General features: G+C 60.0%; 20 protein-coding genes and 1 pseudogene. 13 read left to right on the forward strand and 8 right to left on the reverse strand.

All coding sequences use genetic code 11. From position 1 onward, the window contains the following. Positions 1-133: 133 nt before the first annotated feature. The 3 genes from CIT26_RS04385 to proC all read left to right on the forward strand — a co-directional run bounded on the left by CIT26_RS04385 (position 134) and on the right by proC (position 3,362). A complete protein-coding gene (locus CIT26_RS04385; RefSeq protein ID WP_095491431.1) occupies positions 134-1,132 on the forward strand; it encodes a glycosyltransferase family 2 protein in 999 nt (332 codons plus the stop codon). Then, a complete protein-coding gene (locus CIT26_RS04390; protein ID WP_095491432.1) occupies positions 1,101-2,420 on the forward strand; it encodes an O-antigen ligase family protein in 1,320 nt (439 codons plus the stop codon). Before CIT26_RS04385 ends, CIT26_RS04390 begins: the two co-directional genes overlap by 32 nt. Positions 2,421-2,546: 126 nt before the next feature. After that, a complete protein-coding gene (gene proC / locus CIT26_RS04395) occupies positions 2,547-3,362 on the forward strand; it encodes a pyrroline-5-carboxylate reductase (RefSeq protein ID WP_095491433.1) in 816 nt (271 codons plus the stop codon). A gap of 283 nt (positions 3,363-3,645) precedes the next feature. Here the strand turns inward: proC and CIT26_RS04400 are convergent, their stop codons facing one another. After that, a complete protein-coding gene (locus CIT26_RS04400) occupies positions 3,646-4,962 on the reverse strand; it encodes an NAD(P)H-dependent oxidoreductase (RefSeq protein WP_095491434.1) in 1,317 nt (438 codons plus the stop codon). Positions 4,963-5,171: 209 nt separating this feature from the next. On the opposite strand from CIT26_RS04400, the gene CIT26_RS04405 reads away from it, so the two are divergent. From CIT26_RS04405 to CIT26_RS04425, 5 genes are all read left to right on the forward strand, one after another. Next, positions 5,172-6,398, forward strand: coding sequence for a pilus assembly protein TadG-related protein (locus CIT26_RS04405; protein ID WP_095491435.1), 1,227 nt, complete (start codon positions 5,172-5,174; stop codon positions 6,396-6,398). A gap of 5 nt (positions 6,399-6,403) precedes the next feature. After that, positions 6,404-6,847: a TadE/TadG family type IV pilus assembly protein gene (locus tag CIT26_RS04410; protein WP_027155565.1), complete on the forward strand. Its 444-nt coding sequence runs from the start codon at positions 6,404-6,406 to the stop codon at positions 6,845-6,847. Then, positions 6,837-7,247 (forward strand): TadE/TadG family type IV pilus assembly protein, encoded by a 411-nt coding sequence (locus CIT26_RS04415; RefSeq protein WP_095491436.1) that lies wholly within the window; start codon positions 6,837-6,839, stop codon positions 7,245-7,247. Before CIT26_RS04410 ends, CIT26_RS04415 begins: the two co-directional genes overlap by 11 nt. Positions 7,248-7,551: 304 nt before the next feature. Continuing rightward, the gene (locus CIT26_RS04420) at positions 7,552-8,286 is read left to right on the forward strand and encodes a hypothetical protein (RefSeq protein WP_095491437.1); all 735 of its coding nucleotides are present in this window, start codon (positions 7,552-7,554) and stop codon (positions 8,284-8,286) included. Positions 8,287-8,449: 163 nt separating this feature from the next. Next, on the forward strand, positions 8,450-9,451 hold the full coding sequence (locus tag CIT26_RS04425) for a YihY/virulence factor BrkB family protein (RefSeq protein ID WP_095491438.1): 1,002 nt from the start codon (positions 8,450-8,452) through the stop codon (positions 9,449-9,451). Here the strand turns inward: CIT26_RS04425 and CIT26_RS04430 are convergent. Beyond that, entirely contained in the window at positions 9,408-9,692 is a 285-nt protein-coding gene (locus tag CIT26_RS04430) for a DUF3606 domain-containing protein (RefSeq protein WP_095491439.1), read from the reverse strand. The two genes, CIT26_RS04425 and CIT26_RS04430, sit on opposite strands and share 44 nt — an antisense overlap. A gap of 219 nt (positions 9,693-9,911) precedes the next feature. On the opposite strand from CIT26_RS04430, the gene CIT26_RS04435 reads away from it, so the two are divergent. Both CIT26_RS04435 and CIT26_RS04440 read left to right on the forward strand, forming a co-directional pair. Further along, positions 9,912-10,175, forward strand: coding sequence for a hypothetical protein (locus CIT26_RS04435; RefSeq protein WP_029348484.1), 264 nt, complete (start codon positions 9,912-9,914; stop codon positions 10,173-10,175). Positions 10,176-10,380: 205 nt separating this feature from the next. Continuing rightward, positions 10,381-10,581: a CsbD family protein gene (locus CIT26_RS04440; RefSeq protein WP_095491440.1), complete on the forward strand. Its 201-nt coding sequence runs from the start codon at positions 10,381-10,383 to the stop codon at positions 10,579-10,581. 147 nt (positions 10,582-10,728) lie between these two features. Here the strand turns inward: CIT26_RS04440 and CIT26_RS04445 are convergent, their stop codons facing one another. Beyond that, positions 10,729-10,929 (reverse strand): hypothetical protein, encoded by a 201-nt coding sequence (locus CIT26_RS04445; RefSeq protein ID WP_095491441.1) that lies wholly within the window; start codon positions 10,927-10,929, stop codon positions 10,729-10,731. 213 nt (positions 10,930-11,142) lie between these two features. Here CIT26_RS04445 and CIT26_RS04450 point away from each other — a divergent pair, with 213 nt between their 5' ends. Further along, complete coding sequence (locus tag CIT26_RS04450) at positions 11,143-12,042, forward strand: transglutaminase family protein (protein ID WP_095491442.1); 900 nt, start codon at positions 11,143-11,145, stop codon at positions 12,040-12,042. 37 nt (positions 12,043-12,079) lie between these two features. Then, a pseudogene (locus CIT26_RS37330) lies at positions 12,080-12,447 on the forward strand (transglutaminase-like domain-containing protein); the annotation flags it as partial. Here the strand turns inward: CIT26_RS37330 and CIT26_RS04460 are convergent. The 4 genes from CIT26_RS04460 to CIT26_RS04475 all read right to left on the reverse strand — a co-directional run bounded on the left by CIT26_RS04460 (position 12,438) and on the right by CIT26_RS04475 (position 14,658). Continuing rightward, a complete protein-coding gene (locus tag CIT26_RS04460) occupies positions 12,438-12,737 on the reverse strand; it encodes a DUF1236 domain-containing protein (protein WP_095491443.1) in 300 nt (99 codons plus the stop codon). The pseudogene CIT26_RS37330 and the gene CIT26_RS04460 sit on opposite strands and share 10 nt — an antisense overlap. Before the next feature lie 663 nt (positions 12,738-13,400). Beyond that, a complete protein-coding gene (locus tag CIT26_RS04465; RefSeq protein WP_095491444.1) occupies positions 13,401-13,625 on the reverse strand; it encodes a hypothetical protein in 225 nt (74 codons plus the stop codon). A 6-nt stretch (positions 13,626-13,631) separates the two neighbouring features. Beyond that, positions 13,632-13,877, reverse strand: coding sequence for a hypothetical protein (locus CIT26_RS04470; RefSeq protein WP_095491445.1), 246 nt, complete (start codon positions 13,875-13,877; stop codon positions 13,632-13,634). 79 nt (positions 13,878-13,956) lie between these two features. Continuing rightward, on the reverse strand, positions 13,957-14,658 hold the full coding sequence (locus CIT26_RS04475; protein WP_095491446.1) for a Crp/Fnr family transcriptional regulator: 702 nt from the start codon (positions 14,656-14,658) through the stop codon (positions 13,957-13,959). Between the two features lie 676 nt (positions 14,659-15,334). Here CIT26_RS04475 and CIT26_RS04480 point away from each other — a divergent pair. Further along, positions 15,335-16,234, forward strand: coding sequence for a LysR family transcriptional regulator (locus CIT26_RS04480; RefSeq protein ID WP_245319156.1), 900 nt, complete (start codon positions 15,335-15,337; stop codon positions 16,232-16,234). Here the strand turns inward: CIT26_RS04480 and CIT26_RS04485 are convergent. Beyond that, positions 16,218-16,967: a peroxiredoxin-like family protein gene (locus CIT26_RS04485; RefSeq protein WP_342586981.1), complete on the reverse strand. Its 750-nt coding sequence runs from the start codon at positions 16,965-16,967 to the stop codon at positions 16,218-16,220. The genes CIT26_RS04480 and CIT26_RS04485 overlap by 17 nt on opposite strands. Between the last annotated feature and the right edge of the window lie 23 nt (positions 16,968-16,990).

A 16,990-nucleotide genomic window follows, 5' to 3' on the forward strand; every position in this document is an offset into this window, starting at 1 on the left:
AGCCTTGATTAAGTGAAGGTATTTGGTGGCCCGGCGTTGCGGATTTGCGGGCTTGTCCGCCAAAGGTGATTAACGAAACGTTATCGTCGCGATGCTATCGAGAGCCAAACTCACCATCCCGGGCTGGACACGGATGATCCCTTTGCCATCGGACGGTTCGGTATCGATCGAGGGGCGGTCGCCGGGACTTGGCGCGGCGGCCGTCGAGGTCGTGGTCACGCTGCCGACCTTCAAACGGCCCGAGCAACTGCTGGCGACGCTGGCATCGCTCAAGGGCCAGCAAACCGGCAGACGCTTCGCAATCATCGTCATGGAGAACGAGACCGAGGCACGCGCCGGCGCCAAGGCGGCGCTGCCGCTGTTCGAGCGCGGCGACATTCCGGGCATGGTGATCGTCGCGCATGACCGCGGCAATTGCAGCGCCTACAATGCCGGCTGGCAGATGGCGATCCTGCACTTCCCTGATTTCAGGCACCTGCTGGTCATCGACGACGACGAGATCGCCGATCCGCAGTGGCTCGAGCGTATGTGCAAGGCGGCCGAGACGCTCGGTGCCGACATTGTCGGCGGCCCGCAAAAACCTGACTTTGCCGATGCGGCCCATGCCAGATGGGCCGAGCACCCGGTCTTTGCGCCACCTTACCGGGAGACCGGGCGTGTGCCAGCGCTCTATTCCTCCGGCAATCTGCTGGTCGGCCGCAACGTGCTCACCGCCATGGGGCCGCCCTTTCTCGACCTGAAATTCAACTTCATGGGCGGCGGCGATTCCGATTTCCTGAGCCGTGCCGCACAGGGAGGCTTTGTGCTTGGCTGGTGCGCGGAGGCGCAAGTGCGGGAAACAGTTCCTGCCCGACGCGTCGAAGCTGGCTGGATCCGCGCCCGCAGCCTGCGCAACGGCGTCATCTCGACATTGGTCGAGAAGAAGAAACGGGCCGGCACGCCGTTCGCCGGCACCAAGGTTTTCTTGAAGAGCCTGGCGCTGCTTGCCGCCTCGCCGTTTCGCGCCGCGGCCAGGCTGGCGCGGACGGGGTCTTTGGCGACGGCCTTATACCCAATCCATGTAGCTGTCGGCCGCGTGCTTGCCGAATTCGGATATGCCAATGAGCAATACCGGCAGCCTGAGAAGAACTGAACGCGCGCCGCTCAGCGCGGCGTTCACACGCGACGGCGTCGCGACCGCGATCGCGGCGCTGCTGTTCACCGCCATCCTGGTGTCGTTCCGGCCCTTCCAGCCGGCCGGCGCCGAAATGCCCGGCGACGGCGGCGACATCGTCAACCAGCTCGGCTTCGGCTCGCTTGGCGCCATCGCGATCTTCTCGCTGCTGGCTTTCGCCGACCCGCGTGTGGTGCGCTCGCTGCTCTGCCCGTCGTGGCTGCTGATGCTGGGCTTCTTCATGCTCTCGGTGGTGATGGCAACCGACCCGCCGTCGGCCATGCGCGCCGCCTCCTTCACGCTGATCGGCATGTTGACGATGGCGACGATCCTGGCGCTTCCGCGCGACGCCGAGGCTTTCTCGAAAGTCATCATCTTCACCATCGTCGTCGTCATGGGCCTGTCCTATATCGGGCTCATCGCCTTTCCAAACGAGGCGCTGCACACCACCGATTCGCTCGAGCCGGAACATGCCGGCCTGTGGCGCGGCGTGTTCACCCACAAGAACATCGCCGGGCCTGTCATGGCCTGCTTCAGCTTCGCCGGGCTGTACCTCTACCGGCGCGGACGGCGGCTCTGGGGCGCATCAATCTTTTGCGCGGCGATGATCTTCATGCTGCACACCGGTTCCAAGACGACGGCCGGACTGGTGCCGTTTTCGATTCTGATCGTCGTGCTGCCGAGCCTGATCGGCATGCGTCTCGGCACGCTGATCCTGTTCGCGCTGGCCATTATCGCCGCGGCGATCAGCACGCTGGGCATCGTCTTCCTGCCGCCGGTGAAGCATCTGGCGGCAATCTATTTCCCCGACCTGACCTACACCGGACGCACGACGCTGTGGGAGTTCGCCGGCGAGATGCTGGCGAAGCGGCCGTGGACCGGCTACGGCTTCGAGAGCTTCTGGGGCACGCCGCTGCTGTTGAACCAGGATCAGCCCTTCGACCGGGCCTGGGACATCAGGACCATCGTGCACGGCCATAACGGCTATCTCGACATCGCCGTGCTGATGGGCATCCCGGCGCTTTGCGTGGCGGTCTACACATTCCTGATCGCGCCGCTGCGCGATTACATGCGCATCCCATTGCGCAAGGAAAACATCTATCTCGGCGACTTCTTCATGATGGTGGTGCTGTTCGCCGCGCTGAACGCCTTCCTCGAAAGCTTCTTCTTCCATCGCGCCGATCCGGTCTGGCTGTTCTTCGTGTTCGGCATGTTCGGCCTCAGGCAAGTGTCGCTGCGGCCGATCGCGGTTCGTGGTCCATCCTGATCCTCCGTCCCAACAGGGCTTCCCTGCCCCGCCACGAACGTCTATGGGAAGCCATCTTGTTGTTTGAGCATCGGATTTTCCCAAAACCGGTACCCACTTGGGGTCCGATGCTCTGCGGAGGCTCCAATGACGATCAAGCTTGTTCTCGCCGGTTGCGGCAATATGGGTTACGCCATGCTCTCTGGCTGGCTGAAATCCGGCAAGCTGCCCCCGGCGGCGGTTTTCGTGATCGAGCCGAATGCCGATCTGCGCAAGCGCGCCGAAGCGCTGGGCTGCAGTGCTGCGGCGGATGCCGGCGGCATTCCGGCAGATGCCGTTCCGGCCCTCGTCGTCTTTGCTGTGAAGCCGCAAGTGATCCGCGACGCGACTGCCGCCTACAGGCGCTTCAATGATGGCCGCACCACCTTCGTCAGCATCGCCGCCGGAACGCCGGTCGCCACATTAGAGGCCATTCTGGGCGATCGCGCGCCGGTCGTGCGCTGCATGCCCAACACGCCGGCGGCCATTGGCAAGGGCATGATGGTGGTGTTTTCCAACCGGCTGGTCTCCATCGATACGAAGCGTTTCGTTGCCGATCTGCTTTCGGCGAGCGGAGAAGTGACCGATATCGAGGACGAAGGCCTGATGGACGCGGTGACGGCGGTGTCCGGGTCTGGACCTGCCTATATCTTCCATTTCATCGAAGCGCTGACCGTGGCTGCCGAAAAGGCCGGATTGCCGGCCAAAACCGCCAGGCTGCTGGCCATGCAGACGGTCTATGGCGCCGCCTCGCTCGCCGCCGAAAGCGGCGAAGATCCGGGCGTGCTGCGCCAGCAGGTGACCAGCCCCAACGGCACCACGGCCGCCGCATTGGCCGTGCTGATGGGCGAGGACCGGCTGACAAAACTGCTCACCGAAGCGGTGGAAGCGGCGCGGCTGCGGTCGATCGAGCTGGGAAAGTAGCGGCTTGAGGCGTTGCAAGCCGGTCGCGGCGAAGGTCGACGATCAGTTGCAATAGCAAATGTTCTGTAGCGATCCTTCGCGCCCCCTCAGTCCTGCCCTCTTTGCCAAAACTTGGCATCTCCCCCACAAGCGGGGAGATTGGCAGCTTCGGCGGTCCACTCACCACTTGCGATGTTGGAGATTGGCGAAAGCCGGCGTGACCTCCGATCTCCCCCAGGTGGGGGAGATGTCCGGCAGGACAGAGGGGGGCGCTGTCCCGCCGGCATCAAATTTCTGCACCGCACTACCCCGCTCCGTACAGCATCTCGTCCTGCAGCCGGCGCAAGGCGAACAGCCTGGTGCTCGGGTCGGGTGCGGCATTGCCTGATGTCAGCAGCTCGCCCTTGCTGACCGGTCTCAGCACCTTGCCGCCTTCGAGCAGGCCGACCGGCACGGCGCGGTTGGCGCGGGCCTCTTCGACGGTCATGGTCCAGGAGCGGTAGCAGGTCTCGCCGATCGCGTCGAATGTCTCTCCCGCCGCCAGATCGCGCTTGGCCACGGCGCAGACCTCGGCAACCGGCCTCGGCAGCGGCACCATGTCCGGCTTGCCATAGAGCGCGATGCGCGCGGCGGTGAGCGGCACTTCCAGCGAGGTCAGATGATACGGCCGGAAGAAGCTGTAATAGGGCCCATGGCCGATATGCAGGTCGTCCATGCGCTCGATGATGCGCGGATGCGTCGCCTCGACGACGACGAAGACGCCGGGCGCCACGCCCTTGCCGATGGTGTAGTCGACGACGCCTTTTCTCGACAGGATGCCGCCATCGGCGCGCGGGATGAGCACCTTGGCCAATTCATCGCGGTTGGCCTTGGGCCCGTGCATGCCGGCGATGTCAGGCACCAGCCCGGTGGCGTTGGCGATGGCACACATCTCGACCATGGTCTTCGAGCCGTCGACGAACTCGACCAGCATGCGCGGGTTCATGTTGCGGCGCAGCGCTTCCGCGCGATAATCATCGGGAACCGCGTCATGGTTGAGCGGGTTGTTCTTGCCCTTGCCGGCCGAGACGATGGTGTAGCCGAGCGCAGAGGCGAACTCGATCAGCTCCATGCAACTCGACGGCTCGTCGCCGGCGCCGACCGAATAGACGACGCCGAGCCGGTCGGCCTGCTGCTTCAGATAGCAGCCGATGGTAACGTCGGCCTCGACATTCATCATCACCAGATGTTTGCCGTGCTCCATCGCCATCAGGTCGAAATCGGCGGCGACGCCGGGCTTGCCGGTGGCGTCGATGACCACGTCGATCAGCGGATTGGTGACCAGCATCTCGTTCGAGGTGATGGCGATTTTTCCGCTCTCGATCGCCTCGCTGACCTTCGACGGCGTATCGGCCTCCCGTGCCATCGCCTCGTCGCCATAGGCGATGCGGACGGCATCGCGCGCGGTGTGGGGGCGGCGGGTCGAGACGGCGCACACCGCAATGCCCGGCATCAGCATGCCTTGCGTCACCAGGTCGGTGCCCATTTCGCCGGAGCCGATGACGCCGATGCGCACCGGACGGCCTTCCGCGGCGCGCTTGGCGAGATCGCGGGCAAGCCCGGTCAGGGCGACATTGGTCATGCGCAAGTCCACTGCTCTTGATTTGAAGGGGGAATAGCAGGTAACGGTAACCTTTTGCCAACGAAACCGGACCTCGTCGGCAATTTCTTGCGCATGACCCCGGGAACTGGAAGAAGCTGGTTCAGCGTCGGCGGATGGCGAGGAGCGCAGCTAACAAATCGAGTGAAATTCTTAGTCATTTCTTTATGCATCGCTGCTTGAATAGGCAAATGGGATGGGGTGGCGGTACCTTCAGGCGTTTTTTCAGACGAAATAGCGAGAGCGGCAACGTTGCTATTATTTTTGCCCTGTCTTTGCCGATTGTTGTCGGCGGAGCGGGCCTCGGTGTCGAGACTTCCTATTGGTATTACAGCAGCCTGAAGCTACAGGCGGTGGCGGATGCGGCAGCCTATGCTGGCGCTTTGGAAAAAGCTTCGGGATCCGACAAGCCAACGATTGTCTCGGCCGCGACGCTGTCAGCGACCACGAACGGCTGGGGACCATCGACAGGCACAATCGAGGTCTTCACGCCTCCATCGTCCGGACCGAATGTCGCAAAAAAGGCGGTCGAGGTCATCGTCCATCAGACGCTCGATCGATTTTTCACATCGATATTCAGTCAAAGCGCGGTCGGCGCTCAGGCAAGGGCCGTGGCTCTTATCACGGACGCGTCAAAAGCCTGCGTTCTGGCGCTCAATCCTTCCGCTTCGAGAGCGGCGCTCTTTTCCGGCAGTTCGAACCTCAAGCTGACCGGCTGCTCCGTCATGTCGGATTCAATCGCCGCAGACGCCCTTAAGCTTCAAGGGTCGGCATATCTGGAGGCCGATTGCCTGATATCGGCAGGCGGTGTTTCATTGAGCAACGTTGTAAAAACCGTTTGCGCGAACCCGCTTACCCAGGCGCTGCCCGCTGCGGATCCTTTTGCCGACTTGCCGGCGCCGCCAGCCACGTACCCCTGTCAAAACGACAATCAGTCGACCTTGGAACCTGGAACATACTGCAAGGGGCTCAGCTTGAGCGGCAGTGTAACGCTCTCGCCTGGGGTATATGTCGTTGAGGGGGGCGATTTCAAAGCAAGCGCGAACGCAAATATTTCCGGCGACGGAGTCATCATCTATCTGGCCGGCAGCTCCGGCGTCAGCATGAACGGCACGGCCACCGTCAAGCTTAGCGCCCCGACGTCAGGCACCTATTCGGGTGTGCTGTTTTACGGCGACAGAGCAAACCTGGCGGGATCGAACTCGTTTAATGGCACGGCGGATTCGCTTTTGACCGGTGCTCTGTATTTTCCAACGCAAGAGGTTAAATATCTCGGCAATTTCTCGGGCCAAGATGGTTGCACACAGGTCGTCGCCGATACGATAGAGTGGTCCGGCGCTACAAGCATCAAGCAGAATTGCACGAGCCTCGGAATGCGAGAGATTCCGGCCGCGCAATCCGTTCAGCTTGTCGAGTAACCGTCATGGAACGGCGGTCAGGTCGGATTTTCCGGAACGATTCGGGTGTTGCTGCGGTGGAGTTTGCCCTGATTGTGCCGATCCTTTGCCTGGTGCTTTTCGGCATCATTGACGGCTGGTCTTTCGTATCAAGCTCGCTGTCGATGCGCGCAAGCGTCAAGACGGCGGCAAATCTTGTGATGGAGGGAGCAACCGACGACGCGGCCACCCAAGCCGTTGCCCTTTCGAGTTGGGAAAACCATCCCGAAGGCGCACAGGTTACACTGGGCCGGAAATACATGTGCGGAAGCACCGTGGTCGATGCATCGAGCCTGTGCAACGGGGGGACGAAAGCTCCCTCGGTCTTCGTGGAAATAAAAGCGACGGCGACCTGGTCCCCGCCCTTCATTTTTGGCGCGTTTTCTCTTTCTCGCGAGATCGGCCATCAAGAGGTGATCCGTGTCCGCTAAGCGGATCGCGAGAGCGTTCAGCCGTGATGCATCAGGTGGGACTGGGCTGGAATTCGCGCTGATCGCACCTTTTCTGATAATGCTTTTGTTCGGTATCTTCGCATTCGGCTGGGCTCTGAATGCCATGTCCAGCGTTCGCTATACGCTGGAAACGTCCTCACGTGCGCTGCAGTTGAAGAACTCGCTGACCGAGGCCGAAATAGAGGCCATAGCCACAGAAAAATTGCTGGGTTTGGGATTGAAAGATGTCGATGTGACGATAGCAATCGACCCTCCCAGCGGCGGCTTCCGCATGGCGCATCTCACGGCCAGATATGCTTTCGTGATCGAGTTCCCGTACTTCGATCAATATCCGATCAATTATGCGACAACTGTCACAGTTCCGTTGGTTGGATCGTGAGAGCGTCCAACAGCGCCTTTACGCAACAGGCGGTGGGGTGTCGATCGATTAACACCGCCGCAGGGTCGATGGCGGCGATCGGTGGCGTGAGCGAACGGGTCGTCGTCGCTACACAGACACGTTTCTGGACAGGCAGCCATCACCGCGCTAGGCCGGACCAGGCTCGTCCACGCTTGCGCAGTCATGCCGTCAGAGCGCCGGCAAGCGGCCGGGCATAGGGCGGCATACGGAGCGGCAACTTGACAAAGGCCCAATCTTTCAAATTGAGTGAAATCACGATCAATAGAGAGTCGGTGCGACAGACATGGGCGAGACAGATATGGCGTGGAGCGAAAGAAAGACCGGTTACGGCAAGGGCCACTATTTCAATCAAATGGGCCTTGCCCTGCTGGTGCTCGTCTTTCTCATCGCCCTGCCGCTCGCTTTCTTTCCCGAAGACATACGGAAGTTTTACCTCAGCGAGGGCGGTCCAATTGAAGTCTTCTCGGCGGCCGGCTACTTGATCGTCGTGGCAACGCTTGTCCGGGAAATGTCCTATCGGGACCTGCTCAAGCGGTGGTATCTCGTCGCCGTCCTGATCGCGATGTGCCTGCGCGAGCTGGACTTCCATGCGCATTTCACCACCCACAACATCACCAAGACCACCCTCTATGTCTCGCCTGACGTTCCGCTGTTGGAAAAGCTAATCGGCGCGACGGTCGTTATTGCCCTCGGCGTTGCCTTCTATTTGCTCCTGAAGAACGGCTTCCGCAGCTTTGTGCACGGGCTTCGCCACGGCGAGGCGACTGCCGTTGCCATTGCCGCCGCTATCGGCTGCGCCGTCCTCTCCAAGGTCATCGACGGGGCGCCATCAAATCTCACATTTCTCGGCATCCACCTCACCCGGATCTATACCTCCACAGTGTTCGAAGAAATTCTCGAACTGGGGATTCCGATCTTTCTAGCCATCGCGGCATTCGCGGCCTTTCCAACGCAGGATGGTCTCACAAAGAGGGCCTCGGGACAGGTCACGCCAAACAACCCAAGATCCGTCACCTAGTTCCTCTGCACAGAGGATTTGGTTCTTAGACTGAGCCTGAAGGGACTGTCGACGGACGCTGCCGGCCGGCCTCCAGCCGCCAATCCTAGAGGTTTCCGACCCGCCTCGCTCTGGTCCGCCACCGTGTCGCCTCTACTTGCTTGCGAAGCAGGTGAGGCAAAACATGTGGAATGTGGCGAAAGAGGGCTGGGCGCTGCTTGCGGAGAGCATTGTCGGCTTCATCAATGACAATGCCTTGAGCCACGGGGCAGCGATGGCGTTTTATGCCACGACCTCGCTTGCGCCGATCCTGCTCATCGTTGTCGCCATCGCTGGCATGGCCTTCGGAAACGATGCGGCGCAACTGGCGCTTTCGGCCCAGCTGTCGGGGCTGATGGGTCCGCAGAGCGCCGAGCTTTTGCAAGCGACACTCGAGAACGCGTCACACAAAAAGGCGGGAACTCTCGCCAGCATTTTGGGGCTCGTCACGCTGTTGGTCACCGCATCCGGCGTGTTCGGCGAAATGCAGGTTGCCCTGAACGAAATCTGGAAAGTCAAACCGGGTAAGACATCGATTTCCAGCCTTGTGCGGGCCCGCGCCGCAAGCCTTGGGCTCGTTGCAGCGCTTGGCTTCCTGCTGCTAGTGTCGCTGGTCGCGAGCGCTGCAATTTCGGCGCTTGGCGAAATCATCAACGCATACCTGCCCTTCGGCGCCCTTATCCTGAGTGCAATCAACGAGATCGTCTCGTTTGCGCTGATCGCGCTGTTGTTCGCGGCGATCTACAAGGTCCTGCCCGACCGCACGCTGCGATGGCGCGACGTTGGCGTCGGCGCCGTGCTGACGGCGTTTCTCTTCACGGTCGGCAAGTCGCTGATCGGCTGGTATATCGGGGCCAGCGCGACCGCGTCGTCATACGGCGCAGCCGGCGCACTGCTCGTCGTGCTGCTGTGGGTTTTTTATTCGTCCGAGATCTTTCTGTTGGGCGCCGAATTTACGCGAGCTTACTCGGTTCGACACGGCAGCCGATCCGATCTGGAGGCGATCATCCAAGCAAGTGATCGCGAACAGCAGCTGGCGACGGCGGCCAGGATTGAAAAGTCTGAGAACGAAGTCCTCGGCTGGATTGTTTTCAGCAGTCTCCTCACCGCGTTTCTAAGCCATTTCTGGCATCGACGCCGGCGCTGAGACGTCCGGCGCGGTGTCCCGAGGCGAGCATGGTTTTGGGAACATCCGGCCGAAGCGACGTGCGAAGTTCCTTCGCCGCAGCCACCAGCCTGGCGCGGTTGCTTCCATATCTCTTGATCAACTGATGGACTTGCGCTGGGGTGATGCCGTTTTGCCGGGCAAAATGCCTTACCACGTAATCCTCGCTGCCGGAGATCCGATCCCGGTGGCGGGGATAGAGCTTCGCCGCGTCGGCTGTCATGCTTACTCTCCTTTGGTCACGTTTGCCCACGATGTATGATTGGCCAACGCAAAACTGGCGAATTCGTTGCCGCATGCGACACCAAAGCGCTTTTTCGCCGCAGGCCCGAACACATGGCCAAAGCAACCGGACCGGCGCACGCTTTGGTTAAGTCCATACGTCGATTTTTCGAGACTCAGCCCCCTGGCACGCGCATGATATGAGCAGGGAGGAAAAGCCATGCGCGAATTGCCAAAGAGCATTGACGCAGACGTTGTAATCGAAATCAGCAGGTTGCTTGACGACCGTGCGAAGTCGGCACCAGTGCCAGTCCACAAGCTTGCCTCGATGATCTCGAATAGTGTCGAGACCGATCTGCCGACAGCTTCCATCGAAGAGTTGATCGTTGAAATGGCCATGACCCGCCAACTTCCGATGCTGTTCGATCTACCGGGGGCAGATGCAGACAACGTCATATCGATCGCCTTGGCGCGCGCCAGCTGATCCGGCTGAGGGACCTTTCTGCCGAGTGTGATTTCTAGACGCGGATCGTTCCCATCCTGCTCCAATTCGCCCGCTGGCTCCGGCCGGCGGCCTTTTACTGCGTCGCCAATGATAATCGTCATGGGCAATAATCGTCATGGGCGATCCGCTGTCGGGAACATGTGGTGTCCAGTTGCATTTCCTCTAGACAACAAAGGAGGAATTCATGAACTGGGATCAAATCATGGGAAAATGGATGCAGTTCAAAGGCAAGGCCAAAGAGCAATGGGGTGACCTTACCGACGATGACCTTGATCGCATCGAGGGCAATCGTGACCAACTCGCAGGACGCATTCAGGAGCGGTATGGAATCGCCAAGGAAGAGGCAGAGCGCCAGGTAGACGACTGGTCGAGGAGCCTTACCTGAGCGTTCAGAACCAAGGCTGCGCCGTCGATCGGCGCAGCCTTGACACCGTCCAAAGCCTGCCGCTCCGAATGAGCGGCGGGCGATGTGTAGGCGACGGTGGCGGGGTGATCTGTGCCTCCCGTCGCTCCAGGATTTTCGGAACGAGAGCTAGCGCGCCGATTGTCGCTTGGCTTGTGCGGCGACGGCCGTGAGGAAAGCCGTTGCGGCAGTATCGCACGCCGCTCGGGACGGGCTATAAGCGAAAAGGATCAGCTCGGCAGCGCGTAGCGTAAGGCCGTGCTTTTTAGCGAAAGCAGCTATTTCGTAAGGCTTGTCGTGGTCTGTGGCCAGATCGTAGTCTTCGTTCATTTTGCTTCCTCCCGTTGCGACGTTCCTCGCCTTGGCCCCTCCTTGGCGCAAAGATTAACTTCCCTGGCGTCGAGAGAGTCTACCAATTGGAGATTGCAAAAGGCCTACCGGGCCTGATGCGGCCGTGGCGAGGCGGAAGCCCCCATTTTGTCCGCTGCACATCGAAAAAGATTATATGATTGCGCTGATATCGCAGGTGGTCGACGCAAGCCAATGCCGATTTTTTCAGTCAAGCACACGACCGTCTATCGCTACACGCAACCGGTGACGTTCGGCGAGCATCGGCTGATGTTCAGGCCGCGCGATAGTTTCGATCAGCGACTTCTGGATCACGCCCTGTTCGTGGACCCCGAGCCGAAAGAGGTTCGCTGGATCCATGACGTTTTCGGAAACTGCGTTGCGGTAATCGACTTCAAGGGCTCGGGTGACGAACTGCGTTTCGTGACAGATATTCGGCTCGATCACACGCCGCAGCATGCGCCTGATTTCCGCATCGATGAAGCAGCGCTCAGCTATCCCTTTTCCTATGATCCGGATGAGGCAACCGACCTCACCCAAACCATCGAGCGCCATCATCCCGATGACGGCGACGAGATCGGCAAATGGGCACGACAGTTCGTGAGTGCCAGAGGCCACACCGAGACGGGCAAACTGTTGATGACGCTTTGCTACGCCATCCACGAGAGCTTTGTGTATTCCCGTCGAACTGAATCAGGGACGCAACCGCCTCTCATGACCTTGCACCTGCGTCGAGGCACATGCCGGGATTTTGCCCTGTTCATGATGGAAGCGGTTCGTTCGCTCGGTTTTGCCGCGCGTTTTGTGACCGGCTATGTCTATGTGCCGAACCGCGACAGTGCTTCTGTCCTCGGCGGCGGTTCGACGCATGCCTGGTGCCAGGTCTATTTGCCTGGCGCGGGTTGGGTCGAGTTCGACCCCACCAATGGCATTGTCGGCAACCGGGATCTGATCAGGGTGGCTGTGGCCAGGCATCCTGGGCAAGCCATCCCTCTTTCCGGAAGCTACTGCGGCAGCGCGTCGAGCTTTCTCGGTATGACGGTGGAGGTCAAGGTGGTGAAGGAAGCCGGAACTAATAAAATTAGTATCTTCTAATGTATTTCGGTTCGCGGCAATCCGGAGTTTGCTCGCCGGTGTCGGTCGTGATTTTGCACATCTGGCAATCACGCTGCCGTTGTATGCACATTCCGGCGCGATACTGCACCGGCTATCTCGGCGACATCGGCACACCGCCGATGCCATATCCCATGGATTTCAACGCACGGTTGCAAGCTTAACTCAGCGGCCATTGGTTCACCTTTGATGCACGGCACAACCAGCCTCGCATAGGCAGAATCGTGATGGCGAAGGACGTCGCCCGTCTCAACGAGCTTCGGTCTTTTCGCGGCTCACCCTTTCGAAGTCATCACAGAAGAAATCCAAGCCGCGCTTGAGAAGGCGCCAGCCCGCCGCACCTTTCGGCATGACGGGCTTCAGCGTGAGGACTCACGTCAGTCGTAGACCTTCACAATCTTGCGGGTACCTGGATCGACCAGGACGGTTCGGCCGTCGATGACGACGTAGCGGTACTGAACATCCGGCACCTCGTAGAGCTCGACTGTTTCGGGCACCGCAGTGCCGATGTTGAGCTCCACGCCGGGAAGGCTGAGTGATGCCACCGGTTTCTTTTTCACGTATTCGCGGATCACAACGTCCTGCTCGGGTTGAATAATGACGTCCTGAGCGGCGGCGGCGCTGACACCAACGAGCAGAAGGATGCCTGCCGCAGCCGATGTAAGTTGCTTTCTCATATTAGCCTCCGAGCAACCTTCAGCTGCGGTGCTTGATTGCTGCCGCCACGGGTTGCTTACTACCTGAACGGTGCGGAGCAATTCTTGGTTCCACTGATTGGTGGGGTCGGTTTCTTTTGTTGATCGGTATCGGGCTGCCCTGCATCATGGCCGCCTACTATTATGCTTGGGACAAACAAGTTTCGCAAAAGTGACAGGCAGCCTGCAGAGCGCGAACTGGTGCTGGGTCAATCCTAAGCGGGATCCTGCTATAATCCCGTATGGCCGCTCGAATAGTGATTATCCTGGCGCTTCTTGCCGCCTTCGCCTACGGATTCGCAAAACTCGTGGAACGTTATGGCGACGCTAGCGACAAGCCCTCTCCCTGTGAAAAATGGCCCCACCCTGATTGTCCGGTTCCAAACGCGCCTCCTCAGGAAGAAAGTAAGCTGTGAGCGGGCGCGTTCGCGGGCGGCCTCATGCCATGCGCCCGCAGCCGCCCCACAGGTCGCGTCAGGTTAAACGAATGCGGGATTAGTAAGCCTCCAATTTCGCTGATCGGAATGGCAGGCCGTGAACCTGCGACCCCATCGTCCCGAACGATGTGCGCTACCAGCCTGGTTCCGCCGTGAGAGACCGAGGCGACTGCGCGAAACCGTAACGCCACTATGCTGCTGCAGGCGTCTAGGGGGCCGCGTCAAAATCGATTGCAAATCCCGCGTCGATGGCGCTTCGCGCAATGAGATCGCCAATTTGCCAATCCGTGAGTTCGCAAAGTGGAAACATCTTCCTCACGGCGCTGGTCACTTCGAATATCGAAACGCTCGGGTTGTCGACATGATCGATCAGGTAGCGGACAATCGCTTGCCGAACATCCAATGAATTTGGCTTCTGCACCAGCCCGGACATTTCCGGCTACGAATGGAGCCGTGGTTCTAGGCCATCGGCTGTTTTGGCGTCGAAAGCGACGGGCACGCCGTGAACCACGCATGCTGCCGCCAGCATCTCCTCCAACTCGTGATTGGTGGCCTTGCAAGTCGGCATGAGTGTTCGAATGGCGCGGATCGCCTGTGCGATTGAGAGATACCGAGCCTTGCCTCTGGAAAGGACGTAGGCCTCCGCCGCCCCTTCAACCGTGACTGTGTGAAAAGTGTTGCTCATCAACAGTTCCTCCCTGCCAACCAATACGACTTTCGTCTAACATGCGGCGGCCTTCAAGCTTTTGTCTGATATCGGACAATCAGGCGGAGGCCAGCCCGAAGTGACGTTGCTCCTCGTCGCCATAGGCACCATGTGTGAGCTTTATCATTCCGGCACGGTCGACGATCGTGATCTCGCCGCGCCTGGCGTGAACCAGCCCCCGATATTCAAGCATTTGGAGGGCGGTGGTAACCCCGGGGCGCCGAGCGCCGAGCATGGTCGCCAGAAATTCATGCGTCAGGTAGATCTTGTTTCCTTCGGTCCGGTCGTGGACCATCAGCAACCAGCGGGCCAGCCGTTCCTCGATTTTGGAATGGCCGTTGACCAGTGCCGTCCGGGACGACTGGACAAGGAAGGCGTGGGCATAGCGAAGCAGTGACGCGCGAAGGGACTGGCTTTCTGCAATCACAGGGCGAAGATTTTCAACCGGCAGGCACCAGCCATTGCCTGCGACCTGGATATAGGTCTCATTGGGAGAGCTGTCTTGGCCGAGAATGACGGCAACGCCTGTCATGCCATCACAGCCAACGATCCCGACTTCACTCTGCCGCCCTCCAGTCATGGTTGCGACCACCGAAGCGATACCCGCCTCTGGAAAATACACATGCTCGATTGGCTGATACGGGACCTCCAGTTGGGCTTTGATGTTCAGTTGGACATGATGCATTGACGGCCGTAACAGCGCGAAATCCTCCGGGGCGAGGGCTTTCAATACATGATTGCGAGGATGGGACTGGGGCACGGCTCTCTCCCGGACGGGCAAGAGCACGTACCCTCTCACTGTCGGCTGCATCCGCAGCACTGGCGGCCGATATCGAAGCATAGGCTTCAAACGCGCGATTGGCAAAACCTTCGCCACCCGTGGCCGAACTTAAAACTGAGACGCGGCCCCGACAGCGTCGATCCGGCGCCGGCAGAACACCTGGCGAACATACTGTGCGGATTGTGCCACAACCGGGCGCGCAACCCTGCGCAGCTGTGCACAGCGCGGCAAGAAGCCCTTCTAGAAAATCTTCTAGGAAAACTGGTGCTGCGAGAGAGGATTGAACTCTAATTCGCATCAATGAAATCAATAACTTGCAAGGCACTTTGTAACATTGTGACGCCCAACAAATGACCTCGTTCGCCATCAGTTGGGAAGGTCACAACCGAGAAAGACTCCTTGGGGAGCGCGACCCCCCGTGCAGCCGATTTGCCTCTGAGTGTCTATCGGCGACTTTCGCCCTGCGCCGTGGCGATGTGACAGAAGCCATACTAACCAGCCGGGGCGAGTCGGCGGGCACCTTCTGGAGCTTTTTGCACCGTCTGCCCCGTCCAAAGCCTCCGCCTTTGCCTCGGTCCCTTGTTGCGTTAGGATAGACGCAAATTAGCTATACCTGATGAATTGGATTCGCTGAGGGGGGCGAGAGTTCATGGAAATGCAGCAGGTCCGTTATTTCCTGGCCCTGTCCAGCACGCTGAACTTCACCAGGGCGGCGGAAGAATGCAATGTCACGCAACCGGCGTTGACGCGCGCCATCAAGACACTTGAGGACGAGCTGGGTGGAGAGCTCCTTCGGCGCGAGCGCCAGCATTCTCACCTGACCGAACTGGGCCGGCGCATGCTGCCTTTGCTGCAGCAATGTTATGATGCCGCCACGTCCGCCAAATCACTCGCCAAAGCAGTGCAAAGCAGCGACGTGGCACTGCTTAATGTCACCATTTCCAACAGCGTGAACATAGCGCTGCTGGTTTCGCCGTTTACGGAGCTTTTTCGGGCTTATCCCGGTGTGCATCTCAAGATCAGTCGCGGTTCGCCGACCGCTGTCGTCGATGCGCTCAAGAATGGTGACGTCGAGCTGGCGGTGGCGGGCCCGCTGGGGGCGGCTTGGGATCGGCTCGACACTTGGCCGCTCTTCCAGGAGGAGATCGAGCTGGTGGTGAATTCCGATCATCCGCTCGCCCGTCGCAACGAATCCGACGTTGCGCTCGATCAGCTTGCCGGAGAACCGGTGCTCAGCCGGATCGATTGGGAAACAAGCGAGGAGCTGTCGCGTCGCCTCGCTGCGAAAGGGTTCACGGCTCAGGCCGCCCATGAGGTCGAGACTGACCACGATCTGCTGGCGCTGCTGGAGGCCAACGCCGGTGTGGGCTTCGTCTCCACGACAGCGCCGCGGTCGTCGAGTGTCCGCAGACTCAAGCTGCGGGATGTCGACATTTCGCGCGTGGTCGCCGTATACGCGGTCGCCGGCCGGCATCGTTCGCCAGTCGCCACGACGCTGCTCAACCTGTTGCGATCGACGGACTGGTCGCCATTTGGCGTTAGCGAGCCCGCCTAAGCGCCATAATCAGGTCGTCGATGTCCATTCGCCGGCGGTAGTCCGGATCGACGAAGCGCTCTGTAATCCGCCCATCCGTGCCCACGATGAAAGTCGCCGGGATCGGCAGGAACCAGCTGCTGTTGCCCTGATAGCTAGGGAGATCATAACCAACTCCCATCAACCGTTCCATTTCAGCCCCGACCCAGATAGCGAGGTTGAGTGAGAGCGCATAGCCATTGTCCATGTCGGTCAGGAATGGAAACTGGGCACCTACCGTAGCCTTCATCGCCTTCGCAAATTTGCGTCGTTCGGGCATGATCACCGCCACTTGGCCACCCAGTGCGGCAATCTCCTCCTGGACCTCTACGATCCCGATCGCATTCAAGCGGCAATAAGGGCACCAGTGACCCCGCTGGAAGATTATTACTGCCGGCCCCTGCTTCAGTAGGTCCGCCAATCCGATCAGTTTGCCGCTGTCGTCAGGCAGGAGGAAGGCTGGCATGAGATCGCCAGGCGCCGGCGCCATCGCCCCTGCCCCCTGCTCCTGCAAGCGTGACACCAGGCGGTCGACCGCATCGGCAAAATCGCCGTTGAGGCGGCGAACAGCCCTTGCGACCACCTCCAGCCGCTCATTCAACGGCGCATCGAGTTCGACGGCAGCCTGCACGGACTGTTCAAGTGTCATTGTCTGGTCGTCGGCGGCCATTTCTGCTCTTTCATAGCTTGCATGCAGTTTATCATCGAAACCCATCGGCCACGGCCATGCTTTTCTTG

Origin of the sequence: Mesorhizobium temperatum, assembly GCF_002284575.1 — a bacterium.
GTDB lineage: Bacteria > Pseudomonadota > Alphaproteobacteria > Rhizobiales > Rhizobiaceae > Mesorhizobium > Mesorhizobium temperatum.

Bases quoted from the DNA above. Each gene is read 5' to 3' on its own strand.
- CIT26_RS04385 (WP_095491431.1), top strand. From the start codon at position 134: ATGATCCCTTTGCCATCGGACGGTTCGGTATCGATCGAGGGGCGGTCG.
- CIT26_RS04390 (WP_095491432.1), top strand. From the start codon at position 1,101: ATGAGCAATACCGGCAGCCTGAGAAGAACTGAACGCGCGCCGCTCAGC.
- proC (WP_095491433.1), top strand. From the start codon at position 2,547: ATGACGATCAAGCTTGTTCTCGCCGGTTGCGGCAATATGGGTTACGCC.
- CIT26_RS04400 (WP_095491434.1), bottom strand. From the start codon at position 4,962: ATGACCAATGTCGCCCTGACCGGGCTTGCCCGCGATCTCGCCAAGCGC.
- CIT26_RS04405 (WP_095491435.1), top strand. From the start codon at position 5,172: ATGGGATGGGGTGGCGGTACCTTCAGGCGTTTTTTCAGACGAAATAGC.
- CIT26_RS04410 (WP_027155565.1), top strand. From the start codon at position 6,404: ATGGAACGGCGGTCAGGTCGGATTTTCCGGAACGATTCGGGTGTTGCT.
- CIT26_RS04420 (WP_095491437.1), top strand. From the start codon at position 7,552: ATGGGCGAGACAGATATGGCGTGGAGCGAAAGAAAGACCGGTTACGGC.
- CIT26_RS04425 (WP_095491438.1), top strand. From the start codon at position 8,450: ATGTGGAATGTGGCGAAAGAGGGCTGGGCGCTGCTTGCGGAGAGCATT.
- CIT26_RS04430 (WP_095491439.1), bottom strand. From the start codon at position 9,692: ATGACAGCCGACGCGGCGAAGCTCTATCCCCGCCACCGGGATCGGATC.
- CIT26_RS04435 (WP_029348484.1), top strand. From the start codon at position 9,912: ATGCGCGAATTGCCAAAGAGCATTGACGCAGACGTTGTAATCGAAATC.
- CIT26_RS04440 (WP_095491440.1), top strand. From the start codon at position 10,381: ATGAACTGGGATCAAATCATGGGAAAATGGATGCAGTTCAAAGGCAAG.
- CIT26_RS04445 (WP_095491441.1), bottom strand. From the start codon at position 10,929: ATGAACGAAGACTACGATCTGGCCACAGACCACGACAAGCCTTACGAA.
- CIT26_RS04450 (WP_095491442.1), top strand. From the start codon at position 11,143: ATGCCGATTTTTTCAGTCAAGCACACGACCGTCTATCGCTACACGCAA.
- CIT26_RS04460 (WP_095491443.1), bottom strand. From the start codon at position 12,737: ATGAGAAAGCAACTTACATCGGCTGCGGCAGGCATCCTTCTGCTCGTT.
- CIT26_RS04465 (WP_095491444.1), bottom strand. From the start codon at position 13,625: ATGTCCGGGCTGGTGCAGAAGCCAAATTCATTGGATGTTCGGCAAGCG.
- CIT26_RS04470 (WP_095491445.1), bottom strand. From the start codon at position 13,877: ATGAGCAACACTTTTCACACAGTCACGGTTGAAGGGGCGGCGGAGGCC.
- CIT26_RS04480 (WP_245319156.1), top strand. From the start codon at position 15,335: ATGCAGCAGGTCCGTTATTTCCTGGCCCTGTCCAGCACGCTGAACTTC.
- CIT26_RS04485 (WP_342586981.1), bottom strand. From the start codon at position 16,967: ATGGGTTTCGATGATAAACTGCATGCAAGCTATGAAAGAGCAGAAATG.